The 19507-nt window shown below is 64.2% G+C and carries 20 protein-coding genes and 2 tRNA genes; 2 read left to right on the top strand and 20 right to left on the bottom strand.

Annotated elements, in window-relative coordinates; genetic code table 11:
* Positions 1-6 precede the first annotated feature (6 nt).
* The 6 genes from ACLL97_RS18595 to ACLL97_RS18570 all read right to left on the bottom strand — a co-directional run bounded on the left by ACLL97_RS18595 (position 7) and on the right by ACLL97_RS18570 (position 3874).
* Positions 7-1488, bottom strand: a complete 1482-nt coding sequence (locus ACLL97_RS18595) for a leucyl aminopeptidase (RefSeq protein WP_411281973.1) — start codon at positions 1486-1488, stop codon at positions 7-9.
* A gap of 177 nt (positions 1489-1665) precedes the next feature.
* A tRNA-Asn gene (locus ACLL97_RS18590) sits at positions 1666-1737 on the bottom strand.
* A gap of 119 nt (positions 1738-1856) precedes the next feature.
* Positions 1857-1940 (bottom strand) — tRNA-Leu (locus ACLL97_RS18585).
* 92 nt (positions 1941-2032) lie between these two features.
* Positions 2033-2635, bottom strand: a complete 603-nt coding sequence (locus ACLL97_RS18580) for a hypothetical protein (RefSeq protein ID WP_411281972.1) — start codon at positions 2633-2635, stop codon at positions 2033-2035.
* Positions 2632-3327: a zf-HC2 domain-containing protein gene (locus ACLL97_RS18575; RefSeq protein ID WP_411281971.1), complete on the bottom strand. Its 696-nt coding sequence runs from the start codon at positions 3325-3327 to the stop codon at positions 2632-2634. Before ACLL97_RS18575 ends, ACLL97_RS18580 begins: the two co-directional genes overlap by 4 nt.
* Complete coding sequence (locus tag ACLL97_RS18570) at positions 3320-3874, bottom strand: RNA polymerase sigma factor (protein WP_411281970.1); 555 nt, start codon at positions 3872-3874, stop codon at positions 3320-3322. Before ACLL97_RS18570 ends, ACLL97_RS18575 begins: the two co-directional genes overlap by 8 nt.
* Before the next feature lie 131 nt (positions 3875-4005).
* Between ACLL97_RS18570 and ACLL97_RS18565 the strand changes: the two genes are divergently transcribed.
* The gene (locus ACLL97_RS18565; RefSeq protein ID WP_411282015.1) at positions 4006-4722 is read left to right on the top strand and encodes a glycerophosphodiester phosphodiesterase; all 717 of its coding nucleotides are present in this window, start codon (positions 4006-4008) and stop codon (positions 4720-4722) included.
* A 92-nt stretch (positions 4723-4814) separates the two neighbouring features.
* On the opposite strand, the gene ACLL97_RS18560 is transcribed toward ACLL97_RS18565, so the two are convergent.
* The 14 genes from ACLL97_RS18560 to ACLL97_RS18495 all read right to left on the bottom strand — a co-directional run bounded on the left by ACLL97_RS18560 (position 4815) and on the right by ACLL97_RS18495 (position 18964).
* On the bottom strand, positions 4815-5180 hold the full coding sequence (locus ACLL97_RS18560) for a hypothetical protein (RefSeq protein ID WP_411281969.1): 366 nt from the start codon (positions 5178-5180) through the stop codon (positions 4815-4817).
* A gap of 126 nt (positions 5181-5306) precedes the next feature.
* On the bottom strand, positions 5307-5600 hold the full coding sequence (gene rpmA / locus ACLL97_RS18555) for a 50S ribosomal protein L27 (RefSeq protein ID WP_411281968.1): 294 nt from the start codon (positions 5598-5600) through the stop codon (positions 5307-5309).
* A gap of 50 nt (positions 5601-5650) precedes the next feature.
* On the bottom strand, positions 5651-5968 hold the full coding sequence (gene rplU, locus ACLL97_RS18550) for a 50S ribosomal protein L21 (protein ID WP_411281967.1): 318 nt from the start codon (positions 5966-5968) through the stop codon (positions 5651-5653).
* Between the two features lie 129 nt (positions 5969-6097).
* Positions 6098-7669, bottom strand: coding sequence for an Rne/Rng family ribonuclease (locus tag ACLL97_RS18545; RefSeq protein WP_411281966.1), 1572 nt, complete (start codon positions 7667-7669; stop codon positions 6098-6100).
* A gap of 472 nt (positions 7670-8141) precedes the next feature.
* Positions 8142-9359, bottom strand: a complete 1218-nt coding sequence (locus ACLL97_RS18540) for an acyl-CoA dehydrogenase family protein (protein WP_411281965.1) — start codon at positions 9357-9359, stop codon at positions 8142-8144.
* A gap of 14 nt (positions 9360-9373) precedes the next feature.
* Positions 9374-11167, bottom strand: coding sequence for an ATP-dependent DNA helicase RecQ (locus tag ACLL97_RS18535; RefSeq protein ID WP_411281964.1), 1794 nt, complete (start codon positions 11165-11167; stop codon positions 9374-9376).
* 71 nt (positions 11168-11238) lie between these two features.
* Entirely contained in the window at positions 11239-11436 is a 198-nt protein-coding gene (locus ACLL97_RS18530; RefSeq protein WP_411281963.1) for a hypothetical protein, read from the bottom strand.
* Position 11437: 1 nt separating this feature from the next.
* A complete protein-coding gene (locus tag ACLL97_RS18525) occupies positions 11438-13948 on the bottom strand; it encodes a DUF3656 domain-containing U32 family peptidase (RefSeq protein WP_411281962.1) in 2511 nt (836 codons plus the stop codon).
* Between the two features lie 255 nt (positions 13949-14203).
* Positions 14204-14362, bottom strand: a complete 159-nt coding sequence (locus tag ACLL97_RS18520) for a hypothetical protein (protein ID WP_411281961.1) — start codon at positions 14360-14362, stop codon at positions 14204-14206.
* Positions 14359-14712 carry a hypothetical protein gene (locus ACLL97_RS18515; RefSeq protein ID WP_411281960.1) on the bottom strand — a complete coding sequence of 118 codons (354 nt, stop codon included), beginning with the start codon at positions 14710-14712 and terminating at the stop codon, positions 14359-14361. The genes ACLL97_RS18520 and ACLL97_RS18515 overlap by 4 nt, the downstream gene beginning before the upstream one ends.
* Before the next feature lie 5 nt (positions 14713-14717).
* On the bottom strand, positions 14718-16088 hold the full coding sequence (locus ACLL97_RS18510; RefSeq protein WP_411281959.1) for an acyclic terpene utilization AtuA family protein: 1371 nt from the start codon (positions 16086-16088) through the stop codon (positions 14718-14720).
* Positions 16088-17722, bottom strand: a complete 1635-nt coding sequence (locus ACLL97_RS18505) for an acyl-CoA carboxylase subunit beta (protein ID WP_411281958.1) — start codon at positions 17720-17722, stop codon at positions 16088-16090. Before ACLL97_RS18505 ends, ACLL97_RS18510 begins: the two co-directional genes overlap by 1 nt.
* Complete coding sequence (locus ACLL97_RS18500; protein ID WP_411281957.1) at positions 17719-18132, bottom strand: cobalamin B12-binding domain-containing protein; 414 nt, start codon at positions 18130-18132, stop codon at positions 17719-17721. The genes ACLL97_RS18505 and ACLL97_RS18500 overlap by 4 nt, the downstream gene beginning before the upstream one ends.
* Before the next feature lie 76 nt (positions 18133-18208).
* On the bottom strand, positions 18209-18964 hold the full coding sequence (locus ACLL97_RS18495; RefSeq protein WP_411281956.1) for a class I SAM-dependent methyltransferase: 756 nt from the start codon (positions 18962-18964) through the stop codon (positions 18209-18211).
* A 102-nt stretch (positions 18965-19066) separates the two neighbouring features.
* On the opposite strand from ACLL97_RS18495, the gene ACLL97_RS18490 reads away from it, so the two are divergent.
* A complete protein-coding gene (locus ACLL97_RS18490; protein ID WP_411281955.1) occupies positions 19067-19504 on the top strand; it encodes a BLUF domain-containing protein in 438 nt (145 codons plus the stop codon).
* Positions 19505-19507: the final 3 nt, after the last annotated feature.

Genomic DNA, 19507 nt, shown 5'->3' with positions numbered 1-19507 from the left:
CGCAAATCACCGACGCGCGCGCGCCCGTACGATTTCGACGAAGGTACCCACGGGCGTGCCTGTAGGTCCCTTCGGAATCCAGCCCAGATCGACCTGCGAGTAGGCCGTACCGGCCACGTCCAGATGCACCCACGGATAACCGTCCACGAATTCCTGCAGGAAGAGAGCAGCGGTAATGGACCCCGCCGCGCGACCGCCCGAGTTCTTCAGGTCGGCCACATCGGATTTGATCTGCTCCTTGTACTCATCCCACAGCGGAAGGGGCCATCCTGGTTCGCCTGCGGCAGAACCGGCGGCCAGCACTTCGTCGACCGCCGCCTTGTCGGCGCCGAAGACACCGACGGCGTGTGCGCCGAGGCCGATGACGACGGCACCGGTGAGTGTGGCGGCATCGATGGCGAGGGCGGGATTGAACCGCTTGGCAAACACCAACAGATCGGCCAGCACGAGGCGGCCTTCGGCATCGGTGTTGATGATTTCGATGGTTTTGCCGTTCGACGCCCGAACGACGTCACCAGGCTTCACCGCCGTGCCCGAGGGCATATTCGTGGTCGCTCCGATAATACCGACCACGTTGATGGGGAGCCTGAGACGACCGATGGCTTCCATCGCGCCCATCACGCCACCTGCACCAGACATGTCAAACTTCATCCATTCCATCTCCGGCGCCGGCTTGATCGAGATACCGCCAGTGTCGAAGCAGAGACCCTTGCCGATCAGGACCACAGGCTGCTGATCCGGCGCGCCACCCCGGTACTCGAGGGCAACGAGGCGCGGCTCCTCGGGCGTTCCCTGCGCCACGCAGAGGAACGAGCCCATCTTCTCCAGCTCCATCTCGGCGCGTCCCAGCACCGTGATCGTCATGCCGTGCCGTGCGGCAATCTCGCGCCCCACTTCGACGAACGTCTCCGGCGTGCAGACGTTTCCGGGCATCATTCCCAGGCGCTTTGCAATGGCCTGCCCTTCTGCGACCGCGGCTCCAGCTGCAAAACCGGCACGCACGGCATCCGTGTCGCCACCGAGTACCGTGACCGATTGCAGACGCGCCCGCCGTTCCTTCTCGGGCGGCTGAGTCTGCAGATCGGGATAGGCCCAACTGCCGGCGGCGGCGCCAAGGGCAACCCCTTCGATCGCGTCAGCGTCGGCTCCCGGGAGCACGAGATGCATCGCACCCGTGCCCAGCTTGCCGGCCTGACGGGCGGCGATCGCCGACGCCCGTCGTGCGACCGCGCGCGTGAGCGGAGCCGATCCACGGCCCACGAGGAGCACGCGCTGGGCGCCCGAATCGCCGCCGACGAACAGCATCGTCTCATCCCGGCCGCCACGGAAGTCGCGGCGGGCGATCGACCGCTGGATCGCGCCGGCCAACGGCGTGTCGACGGCGCGCAGGGCGTCGTCGAGCGACGGGTCCTGTGGCAGAACGATCGCCAGCAACGGCGAATCCACCGAAGCGGGGGCAGCGTGACTGAGCTGGAGCGAGAAGGACATGGACGCAATCGGCGCAGAAGGGGACGGCGATGACACGCAGCAACAGAGCATGTGAAGCTAGGCGTCGACCGGCGGGCGCGGCAAGCGAGGCGAGCGCCCGCGCGACGACTTCGCGCGACATAAACACACAACGCCCGGCTTTCCTTTCGGAGAACCGGGCGCTCTATGTTGCAACAACTGGGGCGGTAGGAGTCGAACCTACAACCGCTCGATTAACAGTCGAGTGCTCTGCCATTGAGCTACACCCCATCAAAGGCTGCCTCGTGACGCCTTCGTACCCTCAACATTGCGACACACGACCGACAACTCAACCGCGTCGTTCGAATCGGTTGGCAAATCGTGCACAATGGTACAACACGCTGCCGACATGCCCAGACCGGGGGTCGAACCCGGAAACCCTTGCGAGTGGGGGATTTTGAGTCCCCTGCGTCTGCCAGTTCCGCCATCTAGGCCTACACCACCTACCGTGAGACAAGTGTACACGGTTGGTGAAAGCGACGCCACGGGGGTGCCGAGTCTGGGGTGCCGAGTCGGCGATGCCCGATCACATCGGAGGCGGTGCCGAGCGTCGCCGGAATCCGCGGCTGTTCTTGGGGGAGTCCGAAGAATCGTGGAGACCCATTCGCCCGCGCTGGAGGTCCTGCATGCCACGCCGAAGCTCGTCCTGCAGCCCGAAGTAGCGCGCGCGCTGCGTTGCGGACAGGAATTTCGCCAGCTCGCGCTGTTCGGCCTCCATGAGGTCGAGCTTCCGACGTTCGAGTCGAGGTACTTGCTCGAGCAACTCTCCGACCTTCGATTCGTTTGCCTTATCGCCAGCCTTCATCTCCTCGCGCAACGACGTCCGTAGCTCGAATTCCTCATGCCGCAGCACGCGACGAGATTCTTCCGTGCGTGAGGCCACGTCACGCAGTTTGACCTGCTGTTCGTCCGTCAGGCGCAGCCGCTGCTTCACGATAGCGTCGATCCGCTCCTTGAAGCGCTTCTCGAGCACATCACGCTGCTGATCAGGCATGCGCGAGGTGCCCTGTCGATCGTACCCTCGCGGCGGCGCGCCCTGCGCAACCGCCATGACCGGCGTACCGACCGCCGCGACGAGCGCCGCGGCAAGGAGCCGTCGGAGTCGCGACGTGTTGATGGACATGTTCATGGCGCGGAACCTCCCGAGGTCGACACAACAGGGAGCGTCGGCAGCGGCTCAGAAGAGCTGGTGCCATCCCACTTCTCGAGGCGATCGAGCATGTGCTGCAGCTCGGCCTCCGAATAATTTCCGAGGTCGCCGTACGACACCGACACGCGTGACTCACGAGCCGCACCGGCCATGCTCGACGGCGAATCTAGGACAGCGACCGTCACGGACGGTATCATGCCGGCCGCCCCCGATGTCCCCGACAGCGCGCGCTCGGCGGCTTCCGCCAACTGGGCGTCGCTCGAGCGGGCGCTCGTGAGGCGGTTCGGGCTGTTCCGCGACACCAGAAGAGAGGTGCCGCCGACGATCATCACACCAACGGCCGCGGCCACTTGCCACACGGCGGCCGACCACCGACGACGAGGACGCGCCGCCGTCGTGTACGATGCCGTGACGAGGGCAGCCTCACTGGAGGAGCGTACGAGTCGCAGCGTGGGCGCGGAACGCGGCAGCTTCGCCACAATCTGCGCGACGTCGATCGGTAGGGCCTTCGGGCGAACCGCCCGCGCAAGACGTAGTACGGCGACGTCGTCGCGACACGGGTCGCAGATCGACAGGTGCTGCTCGACCAGCGCGGCGGCCGTCGCGTCGAGCGAAGCCGAAGCGTAGTCGGGCAGCAGGTCCTGCATGTCCGGTGTCCGGCACTCAGTCATCGAGAAACTCCTTCACCGCTCGCATTGCGTTGTGGTAGTGCACCCGCGCGGCGCCCTCGGAACTCTCGAGAATCTCCGCGATCTCTTTGTAACTCCGCCCTTCCTGCACACGCAGTGTGAAGACTTGACGCTGCATGCGTGTCAATCGACCGATCGCCGAGGCCATCCGCTGTGCGGCTTCGTCCGCCACCAAGACATCGAGCGCATCGTACCCCGTGGCGGTGTGTCCATCATCGAGGTCGACCTCGCGACCCCGTCTGGCACTTGATCGTCGCCGGTCGATTACCAGACGGCGTTCGATGGTAAACAGCCACGTCCGAAGCGAACTGTCTGACCGAAACGACTCGAGCGCCGAAAACGCCCGGATGAACGTGTCCTGCACCAACTCGTCGACATCCTCGTCAACGCCCAACCGGAGGGCAAAACGCGCCAGCGCGCCCGCGTGCCGCTCGACGATCGCCGTGGCGGCCCGCTCGTCACCCGCCATCCACCGGGCGATCAGGGCGCCGTCGAGTGACGCGTCGTCGGTCTGTTCGGCATGGATCATACGCTGCAACCCATTGGACGACGCACTGCCGCTATCGTTAAGGTCGCGCCCCACCTTGTACTCGCCACGGCCGCAAACGGCCGCGTGGTCGCCTCGGTTGGCGTGGACGGAGGTCGAACGATCACGACGTGATGGGAAGAGCGGACATGCATATACCAGACATCATCGCGCATCGCGGCTCGTCACGCGAGTGCCTCGAGAATACCCTTGCCGCCTTTTCTCTCGCCCTCGATCAACAGGCGGATGGGATTGAGCTCGACGTGCACGGATCGGCCGACGGCCATCTGGTGGTGCATCACGACGCGGTACTCCGGCTCGATCAGGGCGGCGGTGCGGGAGGGACCACGGCCATCCGTGAGCTCACCTTGACCGAACTGCATGCCGCGCGGCTGCACGGCGGCCATCCCGTGCCGCTGCTCGACGAGGTATTCGATTTGATCGGCTCCCGGGCCGCAGTGTACGTGGAGGTCAAGGCACCCCGCATGGAAGCAGCCCTCGCGGCTCTGCTCAACCGCCACCCCGCGGTGCGCGCGGCCGTGCACTCCTTCGACCACCGCATTCCGGCGACGGTCCGGGCGCTCCGCCCGGGCACAGCCATCGGTTTTCTCTCGGACTCATATCAAATCGAGCCAGCCGGCATGCTTCGGCCGATGGTGCCGGACGCCCTTTGGCAGTACACCGAACTGATCGACGAAGCGCTGGTCACGGCGGCCCATGCACGGGGCGCCAAAGTCATCGCCTGGACCGAAAACGATCCGGTGCGAGCGCGTCAGCTGGCCTCATGGGGGGTGGACGGGCTCTGCACCGACGTGCCCGCCACGATTCGCGCGGCGTTCTCTTCTGTCTGATTTCGTGGAACCCGGGTCCCGCATTGGCTGCAGGACCCGCACGCGCCGACCCCGCTGCCGCCTGCCGCGACGGGCCATTTTAGCCGGCCATTTTAGCTGATTGCATCGGTCGGCGGCGCGGACTGCTGCACGGGTGCAGTGGGTACCGCACTGCCCGGCGCTTCAGGGGCGTCCGTCGTGCCATTGGCCGCGCGAGCGTCCGCGAGCTCTGCCTCCATCCGGCGCGCCTCGACGTCTTGCGCGCGCAAGGCCGCGATGAGCCGGTCACGCGCGTCCGCTGCCAGTTCACTACCAGCATCGGCCGCACGGAACACCGCATACCCCAGTGCTTCCGCGGCCTTGTCGGCCTGTTCACGGGCTCGATAGGAGTCGAGGCGCAGCTTTCCCTCGTCGAAGACGTCCTGCGCCGCCTTGCCAGCCTTATCGATCCCCTGTTTGACCTTGTCCCAGATCGCCATGGCGCCCTTCTCCGCAAAGTGTGAGTGATGCTAAAACGTACGTCGCTCGGCCTCCGGAAGTTACGTGCCGGAACGCACAAAGCCCCCGCGCGAGGCGGAGGCTTCGTAAACAGGCGATGGCGACGATCAGGCCTCGACCGTTTCCTCAGCCGCCACTTCGACGAACTCGACAGGGAGAACGCTGATCTTGTACTTCTTCTTGTTGTGATGCTGGAACTGCACTACACCGTCGACGAGCGAGTAGATCGTGTAATCGGTGCCCATGCCGACATTGCTGCCGGGATGCCACTTCGTGCCGCACTGACGCGCGATGATGTTGCCAGCCGTTACGTACTCACCACCGTACTTCTTGATGCCGCGAAACTTCGGGTTTGAATCGCGACCGTTGCGTGATGAGCCGACGCCTTTCTTATGTGCCATTGCTCTTAGTCCGGAAAAGGAGGCACGCCAGAACGGCGCGCCGCCGGCGATCAGCCGAGGGTGATTTCGTGAATGCGAACTTCCGTGAACTTCTGCCGATGACCCTGCTTACGGGCATAGTTCTTACGGCGCTTGAACTTGAAGACGATGATCTTGTCTTCGAGGCCGTGCTTCACGATCTCGCCCGTGACCTTGGCGCCACTGAGCGTGGGTACGCCCATGCGCACACCGGTGCCGTCGTTGCCGATAAGGACGTCGTTGAACTCGACGGACGTGCCGGCATCGCCCAGGAGCGAGGGAATCCTAAGGGACTTGCCCGGCTCGGCACGGAACTGCTTGCCGCCGGTGCGAATGATCGCGTAGCTCATGGCTCTATCTGTTAAATCGTATTCTGCAGGCTTCAAACGTAGCCTTAAAGCTTATCCGGCTTCGCTTTAGCTGTCAAGCGCCTAAGACCAGCCTCAGGCGCATCGGGGAATGTGGGTTTCCGACCGTTTTCAGGCCAGAGCGTACTGTTGCGTAACATCCCGCTGGGCGCCGCGCATGACGAGCTTGATTTCGTCCGGCCGGAGCAGCGGATCGTCTCGCAACTCCAACGGGAATCCGGCCAGCTTTTCGAGGCGCTTCACGAAGTCGTGCTCCTGCTCTAGCACGTGTAGCGCGACCTCCGGATGGAGACGGAGAATCACCGGCTCCCGGCGTCCCTCGGCCGACATGCGGCGCACGGCCCGCTCGGTGCGCCGGACGATCGTCTCCGGCGTAAATACGCGGCCGGTGCCGCTACAGGTGGGGCATGACTCGGTCATGCTTTGCCAGTGGCTCTGTCGCACGCGCTGTCGCGTCATCTCCACCAGCCCCAAGTCAGACACCGCGTGGGCCTTGGTACGGGCGCGATCACGACTCAGGTGGTTGCGCAATTCGTGAATCACCTTGTCGCGATTCCCCTGCGTTTCCATGTCGATGAAATCGCAGACGATGATGCCGCCGACGTCGCGCAACCGGAGCTGCCGCGCGATTTCACGCGCCGCCTCGGTATTGGTTTTGAATACCGTTTTCTCGGGGTCGCGCTTGCCGGTGTATCGACCTGAGTTCACGTCGATCGACACGAGCGCCTCGGTAGGCTCGATAATCAGGTAGCCGCCGCTCGGCAGGTCGCAACGCCGCTTGAACAAGTCGCGGATCTCCGTCTCGATGTCCGCCTTGTCGAACAACGGCACGATATCCTCGTACAGCTTCACGCGCTCCACGAGCTCGGGCGCGATGCCCGTGAGGTACTCCGTGATCTCGTTGAAGACCTGACGGGAGTCGACGGTGACGCCCTCGACTTTGGCGCTGAAGAGGTCGCGCACGAGGCCGCGCGTAACGTTCGTCTCACGGTGGACCAATGCCGGCGCGCGCGTGAACTGCGTTTTCCGCTTGATCCGCTTCCAGTTATTGATGAGTGTGTTGAGCTCACGCTCGAACACCTCCTTGGTCGCGTCTTCCGAGACGGTGCGGATAATGACGCCACCGACATCGTCCGGGAGCATTTCGGAGACCATCGCTCGGAGGCGCTGCCGCTCGGAGCGCTCGTCGATCTTGCGGCTGACGCCGACCTTCGACGCAAAGGGCATATACACCAGGAACCGGCCAGCGAGAGATACCTGCGCGGTAACGCGAGGTCCTTTCGTGGAGATGGGTTCCTTGGTGATCTGAACGAGGATGTCCTGTCCGCGTTTCAAAAGGTCCTGAATAGGGCGGACCTCGCGGCGACCCCGACGACCTCCGCCGGCGCTGCCGCCGCCGGCATCGTCGCCAGCCTCGTCCTCGTCGTCATCTTCGTCGTCGGCAACCGGCGCATCCTCGACCACCACATCGGCGGCGTGCAGGAATGCGGACTTTTCGGTGCCAATGTTCACGAAGGCGGCCTGAATTCCGGGGAGCACGGCTTCGACCTTCCCGAGATACACGTCGCCAACCATGCGACGGGCATCGGGTCGATCCACCAGCAACTCCACCAACTGGCCGTCCTCGAGAATGGCGACGCGCGTCTCGCGCGGCGTCGCGTTCACCAGGATCTCTCGCTTCATTCTGACGTGCCGCGCGCCTCGGCGGTGGCGACTCCACTGGACCGATGCGGCGACGAACACGGTGATCGAACAGAGACTGCCCGAGCGCGCCAGTCGGCGGCGACACGGACGACGTCACGGGGCTCCCCCAGCCAGCACGACTGATCGGACGGGCGAGTCGCGCCCGAAAACCGCGGACCGTCCCGCGCTTCGGTAGCGGCGGAAGGCGCAGGCCTCAGGACAAACGCGATTACCCGCGATCAACACACAGGGTGTGTCGTGCGGTGGGACGTGTGGAGGGCGTCGGACGGCTGCACGCTGGCGCCGATCCGCCCCCGCCACAAACGCAAACGGCCCGTGAGTCGCACGGGCCGCCGGCGCCGGAAGCGACGGCTACGGAAACTGCGGGGTCCTGCCAAAACGGACTACCAAGGAAGAGTACACGAGACCGAACGTCCCCCGCAATACATGGTTGGCGGTCCGTCCCGGAGACTCACTCCATCAGTCCTTTCAGCAAGTGCCTCGCGATGACCATGCGCTGAATCTCGCTGGTCCCCTCGCCGATCTCGCAGATCTTCGCGTCGCGCATGAAGCGCTCCACCGGGTAGTCTTTCGTGTAGCCGTACCCGCCGTGAATCTGAATGGCCTTGATCGTGGCACGCATCGCGAGCTCCGAGCAGAACAATTTCGCCATCGCAGCTTCCTTGCCGAACGGCTTCCCCTGCTGCGCCAGCCAGGCGGCGTGGTACACCAGATGGCGGCCCGCTTCGATTTCAGTGGCCATATCGGAGAGCTGGAACTGAATGCCCTGGAACGTCGCGATCGCGGCGCCGAATTGCTTCCGGACCGACGCGTACTTGAGTGACTCCTCGAGCGCCCCCTGCGCGATACCGATCGACAGCGACGCGATCCCGATACGGCCGGCATCAAGCGTCTTCATGAAATTGATGAAGCCCAAGCCTTCGGTGCCCAACAAATTCTCGGCCGGCACTTCGACGTTGTCGAACAGCAGTTCGCGAGTGTCCGACGCGCGCCAGCCCAGTTTGTTTTCCTTTTTGCCCGACGTGAATCCCTTCATCGGTGCAAGGGAGTCGTCGTGGCCGATTCCCAACACACGGCACTGTTCAAGATCGCAGCTCTCCTTGTTCAGGATGAACGACGAGATGCCCTTCGTGCCTTTGGAGGGATCGGTTACGGCGGTCACGACGAATACCTCGCCGACACCAGCGTGCGTGATAAACCGCTTCGATCCGTTCAGCAAATAGTAGCCGTCTCTCTTTTCGGCGGTCGTGCGCGTACCACCGGCGTCGCTGCCCGCGCTCTCCTCCGTGAGTCCGAAGCCACCGAGCACCTTGCCACTGGCCAGCAGCGGCACATACTGCTCGATCTGTGCCTTGGTGCCGAAGCTGATGATGGGCGACGTGCCGAGCGTCGTGTGGGCGCTGATCGTAATGGAGTGCGAGGCACACACTTTCGCCAGCTCTTCGATCGCGATCATGAAGCTGATCGTATCGAAGCCGGCGCCACCGACATCTTCAGACCACGGAATGCCAAGGAGTCCGAGTTCTCCCATGGCCTTCACGTTCACCCAGGGGAATGTAGAATCCTCATCGTGTTGCGATGCGACGGGGGCAACCTGCTCTCGCGCAAAGGTGCGGACCATGTCACGCACGGCGAGATGCTGCTCGTTGAAATAAAGACTATCGTCCATGGAAGACGTCGAGGTCAGAGCGGGCGGGACCGGGCACGAACGAACTGTTTCGTGTCGGCCGGTGGAAGGACTTCAGTGGTGCCGAGGCAACGATCGCAGGCAGCGCACTGGGAGCGCACTTCAGGGTCTCCGAAATAGCGCAGGACGAACGCTCTACGGCAATAGCGCGTCTGTGCATATCGCTGCATCGCATCGAGTCGGCCCAGATCAGATTTGCGCCGTCGTTCGATCGCGGGCCAGTCCACCGGCGGCCATTTCGCGTTCCGAGCGCGAGGATCGAGCCGTATGCCGCCGCCGGCGCGTATCCACGTAATGAACTGTTGCGCCTTCAGTCGCTCCAAAACAGGGACGAGCCCCCTCGATCCGCCGAGTTCAGGCGGCAGCCGGTCGAGATCGATCGAGGCACCGAGCTCGAGTTTCCGGCCAACGGCACGCCAGAGAGCCCGCAGAACCTCCCGGTCGAACGCCCGGTCGCCGGTCAACTCGCCGACGATCCGGTCGGATGCCGCGAGCAGGCGGACCGAGACGCGACCCATGGCGGCCGCCTCAGCGGAGCACGCGCCAGCCGCCGTGAGTACGCGAAGCGCCGCACTGACCTTGCGCTCGCCGAGCGTGGCCGGCAACCGGCGCGCGAGGGCATCGACCGTGAGTGCCACATAGCCGTCTCGGTCAGACTGCGCTCGCAGCAACGTCCACACCTGTTCGACCGTGGCACGGTCGGGATGCGCGCTCCCGATGAAAAACTCGTGTGTGAAGCGATCGGGGTATGCATGCAACAACACGCAGGTACTGTGCTTCCCGTCGCGACCAGCGCGACCGGCCTCCTGATAGTACGCCTCGAGGGATCCGGGCATCGCCTGATGGACCACCAGTCGAACATCAGGCTTGTCGATACCCATGCCAAAGGCGCTGGTCGCCACGATCACGCGCGCGCGCTCCTCCATGAACGCATCCTGCGCGCGTTGTCGCAGCACGTCGTCGAGTCCAGCATGATAGGCCACCGCTCTGATCCTGCCGCGCACCAGCACCGACGTGACACGCTCGACGGCTTTACGCGTTGGCGCGTAGACGATGGCCGGACCGTCCGAGGCACGCAGCAACGCGATGGCCGTCCGGTCTTTGTCGGGCTGCGCGCGCGTAGGCATGACGTAGTACGTGAGGTTGATGCGATCAAAGCCCGCCACTACCACTTCGGCATCACGCAGCGCGAGTTGACGCACGATATCGAGCCGGACATCGGGCGTTGCCGTCGCGGTGAGTGCAACGGTTTGCGGTGTCCCGAGTCGCTCACGAATCAGTCCGATCCGTCGATAGCTCGGACGGAAATCGTGTCCCCACTCGCTGATGCAGTGTGCTTCGTCAACCGCAAGGAGGCACACGCCGATCGTCACCAGCTGTTGTAGCGTGCGACCGGCTTCCAGGCGCTCCGGCGCCAGATACAGCATCTTCAGCGAGCCATCGCGGGCACGGGCCATACGATCGGCCACATCACCTACGCTGAGCGTGCTGTTGATGAAGGCGGCCGATACGCCTTTCCGCTGTAGCGCATCGACCTGATCCTTCATCAACGAGATGAGCGGCGAGACTACCACCGTGAGCCCGTCACGAATCAGCGCGGGCACCTGGTAGCAGAGCGACTTGCCACCGCCGGTCGGGAGAACGACCAAGGAGTCACGACCAGAGAGCACCGCCTGTACCGCGCGGATCTGCGGCGGCCGGAAATCTGGATAGCCGAAGGTGTCGCGCAGCGTGGCGCGGGCGAGCTCCAGCGTACCGTCGGGGACGGAAGTCGTGCGAGTGATCGGCATGCCGCACGGTAGCCGAGCGCACCGCCGCAGGCGTCATCCAATCGACGCGCGCGTCATCACACCACCGCCGACTACTGGTCGCCCGTCTGGATACGCTTATTCGTCTCGTACAGCATGTAGGCGACGAACAGCCAGACCAGCACGCTGACGACTTTGAAGGCGCCGCGTCCTGTGCGTCCCGCATGGAATGCCGTTGCCGCATCCATCACGGCCAGTGCCGACAGAACCAAGGGCAGCAGCGGCATCGCCGCGCGAAAGAGACGCTTCATATCAAACCGCTCTCGCGAAATGGCCGCGCGTAAACGCACCATCCAGTAGACGACGGGTCGCCGTCAGCTCCGGGAGCACGTTGCCGGCCAGCGAGTCGAGCATCGTGCGATACGAACGAACAAGCAGTCGCACGGGATCACCGGGAACGTTGAAGACCATCTGATAGCCGCGAACGCCCTGCGCCCACAAGTCTGGCAGGTACTCGGAGCCGTCGATCGGGCGTGAATGCAGCAGCCGGTTTCGACACGCCGAGTCGGTCGCGACGGCGAACGTGTAACCAGCCGGATCGGTGAGCGAGACGTTGGTGTGCTTCTGAACGCAGAGATCGCGGCACGTCGTCGGCTCGCGATCGAACGCCGCCGAGAGCACGCAATGCTCGATCGTCATGCCCTCCGTACGGCCGTACACCAGAACATCAAAATTGCGTCCACGCCACGGATCGGTAAGCTGCCCGAGTTCCTCGGTGGTCAATTCGATCGACGCGACCAGTCGCGACGCGCCGAGTTCGAACAGCAGCTGCGCGGTGTGCTGATTAAACACGTTGGTCGCGTAATCCGCGATGACATCGCGCCCTGCCCCGCCAAACTCCGCCAGCAAGCCCACGTGGCCGGTCAGCAGTGGGAGATCAAGCGCGAGCCACTTGTCAAGGTGGCGGCGCTCCGCGGGCCGTACAATCGTCGGTGTGCGCAACCGGAGGGCGACACCAGCCGCCGCCAGTGCTTCCCTGAGCGCGTGCACGCGCGCCAGCGGTGGCGTCGGGTGGCGCAGGAACGGATCGAGCACGATTTCCGTCGCGCCGCCGGCCGCGGCCTCACGCGCCGTGTCGAGATCACACACGATCGCGCGCAACGCGAACGACGTGTCCACTACCGGCGACGACACGGACGACGCAATCGTGTCGACCACCTCGGCGATGCGCGCGTCGCGAACGGCGAGGTCACTCTGACGCGCCCAGCCGAGCTGCTCGTCGAGTTGTGCGACCGCGTCCTGTCGAATGCGATTGAGTTCGCTCACGGGCAGGAACAGCCCGTCGGAAAGTCCAGCTACGTCGACCGTTCCGAGCTTGAAGGCCGTGCCACCCAGACGTCCCAGCTGCTCGCGCAGCAGTGGCACGTCGAGCGCACGCTTGCTGGCAACACTGAGCGGCACATCGCCGCGCACCGACACTTCCATCTCGCCGGAATTCCAGATTGTCTTGAGCGGACCACCGCTGTGTCCGAACACGCGCACATCAAGGCGCATCGCACCGACGCGTTCGGGAACGACGACATTCGCGAACGACTCCTGCGCCTGACGCAACAACGTGACATCACTGGTGCGCACCACGCGCCATCCCTCGGGCACGTGCGATCGCACGCTACTCAAACGGACACCGACGACCTGCCGATGCGTACCGTGCCGCGTCCACAGGTGGCGGACCGTCTGCACGGTGCCACCCATCGTGGCGGACGACGTCGGCTCTGGCGACTCGAAGCCGAGCCCATCACCGATCACGACCGCATGCGTGGTCTCGACGATCAAGTCGGCGCCCTCGTGGCCCATGACTTTGCCGATGGGCAGTCCCCGATTGTCCGGCTGCGTGCGCGTGATGTACTCGCGTCCTTCCCGTCCACCGTACATCCCGCCGGTGTTTCCACGGCTGAAGATCTGCACTAGCGGTTCGATCTCTTCGATCGACGGCGCGAGTCCGCGTTCGCCGCGTGCCAAGGCGTCGAGCCATCCACGATAGGCCTTCGTAACGGTCGCGACGTACTCCGGTTTCTTCTTGCGCCCTTCGACTTTGAGACATCCGATCCCGAGCTCGGCGAGCTGCTCGAGGTGATCATGCGCCGCGAGATCTTTGGCCGAGATCAGATACCCGCTGTCGAGCGTCGCGCCGCTCGATGTATCGGTCAGCGTGTAGTCCTTGCGACAGGACTGTGCGCACGATCCGCGATTGGCGGAGCGCTCGCTGATCATGCCCGACATGAAGCACTGTCCAGAGTACGCGATGCACAGCGCGCCGTGGACAAAGGTCTCGAGACCAAGCTCCGGTACCGCGTCGCGGATCGCGCGAATGTCTTCCAGCGTGTTCTCGCGCGCCAGCACTACGCGCTCCACTCCGAGCCGCTGCATGACGCGCGCGCCGGCCGCATCGTGCACCGTCATCTGCGTCGAGCCGTGGACCTCGAGCTGGGGATACACCTGCTGGATGAGTCGTACGACGCCGAGGTCCTGAACAATCGCCGCATCGATGCCGCGATCGACACACTCGCCAAGATACGCGAGCGCTTCGCCCAGTTCTTCTGGCTTGATGAGCACGTTGAACGTGAGGTACACGCGGGCGCCGCGGGCATGCGCCAAGGCGCACGCCTGGGCGAGTTCATCCAGGGAAAGCTGGGCGCCTTCATCGCGAGCGTTATACATCGACGCGCCCAGGTAGACCGCGTTGGCGCCATTGGCGACCGCCGCGCGCACGGCGTCGAGTGTGCCGGCCGGGGCCAGGAGTTCAGGAACGGGGTAGCGAGACATTCCGGTAAGCTAACCGGAGCCGCGGTTGCAACCGAGTGACTTCATTCCGGAAGCGGTTCGGTCAGGAAGGTATGGGCGGCTAGGGGACGTACCACAGGGGCGGGGCTCGCCGTGGAGGCAAACGAGGCGACGGACTTCTGTGCACTGCGATCCCGCAGGCCAACGTTGCTCTAGCACGTCACGTCTCGGCCCGGCACTCCCATCCGCCCCACACACCTTGCTTCCCAAACGGCCTACAGGTGTGACATCAAACGGCTACGACCGCGGCCCTCGGAGTCGCTCGACGAGCCGAATGATCAGCGCTCCGACTAGGCAGCCGATGCCGACCCAACGGACCCACTCGGTGCCCGTGCGCAGGGCGACGATGAACGCCATGATACCGGCACCGATCAAAGCCAGACGCAGGGCAATCATGCGGAGGCTGGAAGCCCTGCGGCGGTGGCCTCGGCGTCGGGCACGTCAATAATCATGCGCAGAAGGGCGGTGGAATAGACCTTACCCTGCGCGTCAGTCTTGAGCGACAACGTCCCGCCGCCGTCGAGCGCCCCGTGCAGCAGGAAGTTGAGTGCATGGAGGTTGGGCAGTTCGAAGCGATCCACGCCGCCGTGGATCTGGCCGGCGAAGTGCTGCGCGACGCGATCGCGCGTCACGTGGGCTACGAGCACCGGATACCACTCCGGCTTGAGCGCGATCACGCCGACGTTGGCTGTGTCACCTTTGTCGCCACTGCGGGCGTGTGCGATATCGAGCAAACGAATGTGCATAGCCGTTACTCCATGATGCTGACGGCGGTCGACACGGCTCGCTTGTCGAGCAGCGCAGGCCAGTACGCCACGATCTCTTCCACCTTGGGGCGACCACCGGCGAACCCAGTGACACTCGGCGGGCCGTTCAACACGAGTGGCACGATCTCGCGCGTGAACCGCTCGACGGCGGCGCGGTCGTCCCCACGCACGCCGATGCGGAACATGACTTCGGGCGCCTCATGGCCATCGCCCGCCAGCGATCCGTGCGTCGCCGTAGCGCCGACGAACTCCGAGAGCACCTGGTCGAATGAGAGACCGAGATTGTCGAGACGCTGGCGAAGGATACGATCCGCCATCTGCGCCTTTTCCATCGCGTCGGGCCACGAGTACACGAGCGATCCCACCGCCTTGTACCCGGCGCGATAGGCGATCGAGACCTTGAGAAACGGCGTCGGTGGACCGCCGGTGATACCGTGCACCCGCACGCGATTCTCACCGTCGGGTGCGAGCTGAATACTGGTGAAGTCGGCGACCACGTCGGGCGTGATGTAGGCGTGCGGGTCGCCCATCTCATACACCAACTGTTCGGAGACACTCGGCACGCTTACGCGACCGCCCGTGCCCTCGTGCTTGGTGATGATGAACGTGCCATCGTCGGAGGCTTCGGCGATCGGGTAACCGACATTCGCCATGTCGGGAATCGTGCGCCAGTCGTGCATGCAGTTGCCGCCTGATGACTGCGCGCCGCACTCCAAGATGTGGCCAGCGATAATGCCTGAGGCCATCTTGTTCCAGTCGTCCGCCGCCCACCCGAATTCATGCCGCAGTGGGGCCATCGTGAGGGCGGTGTCGGTGCTACGGCCGATCACGACGACATTGGCTCCAAGGGCGAGCGCTTCGACGATCGGCTCAGACCCAATGTACGCGTTCGCCGACATCACACGGTCGCGAATCGTCGACAGCGGCGCGCCTGTGTCCATGTTCTTGAGTTCATGGCCGGCGGCCAACAAATCGTCGAGCCGTGCGAGAATGTCATCGCCCGTCACCACGCCGATACGGATCTTGCCGCGCACGCCGTGCTTGGAAGCCGCGTCGAGCAGGGCCTCTGCGCACGCCACCGGATTCACGCCGCCGGCGTTGGCGATCACCTTGACGCCGCGTTCAGCGACCGCCGGGAAGACACTTTCCATCGCCCCGATGAAGTCGCGCGCGTAGCCCATGCGCGGATCGCGTTCCTTCTGCTTCTGCAGAATCGACATCGTGACTTCGGCGAGGTAGTCGAGCATCAGGTAATCCACCTGACCACCTTCCACCTGACGACGCGGCGCTTCGAGCCAGTCACCCCAGAATCCCTGACCGCTGGCGACGCGCACCACGCGCGATGAATCGGACATCAGTACTCCGTGCCGGGACCCGGCGCGCCGAAGGTCGGCATGGTGGGCAAAACGAAGGCACCGAGATGCGGACCCGGATTCTGGGCCGCCGCACGCAGCGCAAGCGCCAGCATCGTGCGAGTGTCTTCGGGATAGCAGATCGCGTCGACGAAACCGCGGGCCGCGGCGTAACGGGCGTCGAGCTGTGTCTCGTAATCGGCGCGCATTTGCGCCGCCGACTCGAGCACCTCGGGCGACGGATCGACTCCGGCCTTTTTCGCCGCGTCCAGTGACGGACCGTGCACCGCGCCAACGGCCGCTTCCCCTTCCATCACGGCCATGCGGCCGGTGGGCCAGCTGAAAATGAAGTCGGGGTCGAAGCCCTGCCCGGCCATGGCATAATACCCGGCACCACTCGCGTGGTTGACCGTGAGCACGATTTTCGGAACACGCGCGCACGCCATCGCTTCCACAAAGCGCGCGCCCGCGCGAATGATGCCTTCATGTTCGGCGTCGGGACCAACCATGAACCCTGACACATCCTGCACGAAGACAATGGGCAATCCCTGACGGTCGCACCGCTCGATGAAGTACGCGACCTTCTCCGCGCTTTCGGCGTAGATGATCCCGCCGAAACGCGGACGTTCACCGGCGCGACCCTTGATCAAGCCACGTTGGTTGGCCACGATGCCAACGGGAATGCCTTCGATGCGCGCATCACCGCAAATCATTTCCTTGGCGAGATTCGGCTGGAACTCATCGACGACGCCGTCGTCGAGCACCGCCTTGAGCACCGCGTGCATGTCGTACGACATGCGATGGTCGGCAGGCAACACGTCGTACAACGCCGACGGCGGCACGGCGGGCGGACGAAAGGTCGAGGGCACCGTGCGGACGGGCTTCGGCAACCGGGCGACGAGCTCGCGCAATTTGTCGAGGCACTGCGCGTCGTCGTCGAGCGCGTAATGCGCCACGCCGGACACTTCGGTATGTGTGATCGCACCGCCCAACGTCTCGCCATCCACGGTCTGTCCCGTGGCGCCCTTCACCAAATTTGGGCCACCCAACCCCATGAACGACGTGCCCTTTACCATCAGGATCACATCGCTCAACGCGGGCAGGTAGGCACCGCCGGCGACGCACTGACCCATGACCGCGGAGAACTGCGGAATTCGCAGATACCGACGCATAATCGAGTTGTAGTAAAAAATGCGCGCCGCGCCGAACTGACCAGGAAACACGCCGCCCTGGTAAGGAAGGTTCACACCGGCCGAGTCGACGAGATAGATGATCGGGAGTCGGCATCGCATTGCGACTTCCTGCGCGCGCAGGATCTTCGTGATCGTCTCGGGCCACCACGAGCCGGCTTTCACCGTCGCATCATTGGCGACGACGACCACTTCGCGACCGTCGACGATGGCGATGCCGGTGATCACACCGGCGCCCGGCGCTTGGCCGTCGTAGAGATCGTAGGCCACGAGCAGGCCGATTTCGAGGAACGGCATCCCCGGATCAGCCAAGCGCTCCACGCGCTCACGGGCGGTCAGCTTTCCCTGTTGGTGCTGCTTCTCGATCTTATCCGGTCCCCCTCCAAGTCGGAGGCGGGCTTCCAGCGCGCGAACGTCGTGAGCGAGCTGGCGAAGCCTCCCGCTCACGCGTCCTGCTGTTGACGGGACGCGAACCAGCCGCGGATATACTCCACGAGATCCTGCGTGCTCGTGCCCGGTCCGAACAGGCGGGCGACCCCGCGCTGCTGAAGGGCATCCATGTCTTCTTTCGGTATAATGCCACCGCCAGTGAGCAGAATGTCGTCGCGCCCTGCCTCGACCAGGAGATCCCGAACCCGCGGGAAGAGGGTCATATGGGCGCCGCTTAGAATCGAGAGGCCCACCACGTCGACGTCTTCCTGAATGGCCGCCGAAGCGATCATTTCAGGGGTCTGGTGCAAACCGGTGTAGATCACTTCCATGCCGGCGTCACGGAGCGCGGCAGCCACCACTTTGGCGCCGCGATCATGGCCGTCGAGGCCAGGTTTGGCCACGAGCACGCGAATCGGTCGAGTCATCGGAGGGCAAACGGGAAAGGACCCGGGGTCGGGCGCCGCCAACGCGAGGATTCCGCGCGGCAGCCCTTCAAGCTACTCACCCATCCTTACGCGCCACCAGCAGCATTTCGCTGGATTTGCGCGTGAGTGGGCGTTCGGTCCAAGCATCGAAGGCCTGCTCGACCACCAGACCAACCTCTTGCATGCGCGCGGCCAACTCGGATGCCGAGTACAGACGGATGCGGTGGGTCCGCTCACCCTCTCCCTTCGGCCCCCGCCACGTGGAGGTGATCTCGAGGAAGCCCGACAGTGGGTCGAAGCGACGCTCCTGTCCGAAAACAGTCCCGTCCTCGGTGCTCCACCAGTCACGGGCGAGAAAGCGTGCCATGACGCCATCCCGGCTGCCGCCATGCCAGATCAGTAGGCCGCCGGGCTTGAGCACGCGCGCAAACTGGGCCAGCACCTTCCGATCGTCATACGGATCGTCGAAAAACCCGAACGACGTAAACAGGTTGACGACGGCATCGAAACGCCCGGTCCACTTTGTCGGCAGCTTCCGCATGTCTCCTTGCGTGTACCGCAGCGTCTTGCCGGTTCCCCGGCGTTTCGCCACGTCGAGGAGGGGCGTCGAGTAGTCGAGCCCGCTCACCTCGAAACCGGCTTCGGCCAACAGATGCGCATGGCGCCCCTGGCCACAGGGACAATCGAGAATCCGAGCGCCTGACGGCAACTCGAGGACGTCGAGAAGTCGGGCCACCTCGCGACGATCCTGCACGAGACTGAACAGGGGCTCATACTCGTGGAGATACTGGGCGTCGAAGTGGGTGGCCCACCAAGGACTGGTCGTCTTCATTCGAACACGCTAGATACTCCCGTGGTCGCACACAAGTCGCCAACGTACCCGCGTCAGGGTCGCCAGCGCTCAGGTAGGAGTTCGTACGTCAACGGGAGCGCCATGCACACGATCCGATTGCTCTACTCGAGCGATGCACTGGAAGGCCTGCGCTACCGCGACTTCTTGACGATTATGGAAAAAGCGGCCGAGACAAATCGCGAACGCGCCATCACGGGGATGCTCTGCTACGGTGGTGGCCAGTTCCTTCAAGCGCTCGAGGGTGAACGACTCACGGTGAACGCACTTTATCACCATATCGCCAAGGATCCACGCCACTCGAATTGCCAACTGCTGAGTGTCGAGGAGATCGGTGCGCGCGACTTCGCCGAATGGTCCATGAAGATCATCGACTGGAACGATGCCGTCACCGCTGCCCGACAGGCGCTGCTCCTCAAACACTCTGGCTCGCGTCAGTTCAATCCGAGCCAGATGACCGCGCAGCAGGCCACCGTATTTTTGCGCGATCTGGCGGCCATGGAGCGCCTGCTCACGGAGTAACGC

This window comes from Gemmatimonas sp., from assembly GCF_046594945.1.
Classification (GTDB): Bacteria; Gemmatimonadota; Gemmatimonadetes; order Gemmatimonadales; family Gemmatimonadaceae; genus Gemmatimonas.
The sequence above is the reverse complement of the archived record's forward strand: the minus strand, read 5'-3'. Positions and strand labels throughout refer to the sequence as shown.

Coding starts and splice junctions, on each gene's coding strand:
- ACLL97_RS18595 (WP_411281973.1), bottom strand. CDS start 1,488: ATGTCCTTCTCGCTCCAGCTCAGTCACGCTGCCCCCGCTTCGGTGGAT.
- ACLL97_RS18580 (WP_411281972.1), bottom strand. CDS start 2,635: ATGAACATGTCCATCAACACGTCGCGACTCCGACGGCTCCTTGCCGCG.
- ACLL97_RS18575 (WP_411281971.1), bottom strand. CDS start 3,327: ATGACTGAGTGCCGGACACCGGACATGCAGGACCTGCTGCCCGACTAC.
- ACLL97_RS18570 (WP_411281970.1), bottom strand. CDS start 3,874: ATGATCCATGCCGAACAGACCGACGACGCGTCACTCGACGGCGCCCTG.
- ACLL97_RS18565 (WP_411282015.1), top strand. CDS start 4,006: ATGGGAAGAGCGGACATGCATATACCAGACATCATCGCGCATCGCGGC.
- ACLL97_RS18560 (WP_411281969.1), bottom strand. CDS start 5,180: ATGGCGATCTGGGACAAGGTCAAACAGGGGATCGATAAGGCTGGCAAG.
- rpmA (WP_411281968.1), bottom strand. CDS start 5,600: ATGGCACATAAGAAAGGCGTCGGCTCATCACGCAACGGTCGCGATTCA.
- rplU (WP_411281967.1), bottom strand. CDS start 5,968: ATGAGCTACGCGATCATTCGCACCGGCGGCAAGCAGTTCCGTGCCGAG.
- ACLL97_RS18545 (WP_411281966.1), bottom strand. CDS start 7,669: ATGAAGCGAGAGATCCTGGTGAACGCGACGCCGCGCGAGACGCGCGTC.
- ACLL97_RS18540 (WP_411281965.1), bottom strand. CDS start 9,359: ATGGACGATAGTCTTTATTTCAACGAGCAGCATCTCGCCGTGCGTGAC.
- ACLL97_RS18535 (WP_411281964.1), bottom strand. CDS start 11,167: ATGCCGATCACTCGCACGACTTCCGTCCCCGACGGTACGCTGGAGCTC.
- ACLL97_RS18530 (WP_411281963.1), bottom strand. CDS start 11,436: ATGAAGCGTCTCTTTCGCGCGGCGATGCCGCTGCTGCCCTTGGTTCTG.
- ACLL97_RS18525 (WP_411281962.1), bottom strand. CDS start 13,948: ATGTCTCGCTACCCCGTTCCTGAACTCCTGGCCCCGGCCGGCACACTC.
- ACLL97_RS18520 (WP_411281961.1), bottom strand. CDS start 14,362: ATGATTGCCCTGCGTCTGGCTTTGATCGGTGCCGGTATCATGGCGTTC.
- ACLL97_RS18515 (WP_411281960.1), bottom strand. CDS start 14,712: ATGCACATTCGTTTGCTCGATATCGCACACGCCCGCAGTGGCGACAAA.
- ACLL97_RS18510 (WP_411281959.1), bottom strand. CDS start 16,088: ATGTCCGATTCATCGCGCGTGGTGCGCGTCGCCAGCGGTCAGGGATTC.
- ACLL97_RS18500 (WP_411281957.1), bottom strand. CDS start 18,132: ATGACTCGACCGATTCGCGTGCTCGTGGCCAAACCTGGCCTCGACGGC.
- ACLL97_RS18495 (WP_411281956.1), bottom strand. CDS start 18,964: ATGAAGACGACCAGTCCTTGGTGGGCCACCCACTTCGACGCCCAGTAT.
- ACLL97_RS18490 (WP_411281955.1), top strand. CDS start 19,067: ATGCACACGATCCGATTGCTCTACTCGAGCGATGCACTGGAAGGCCTG.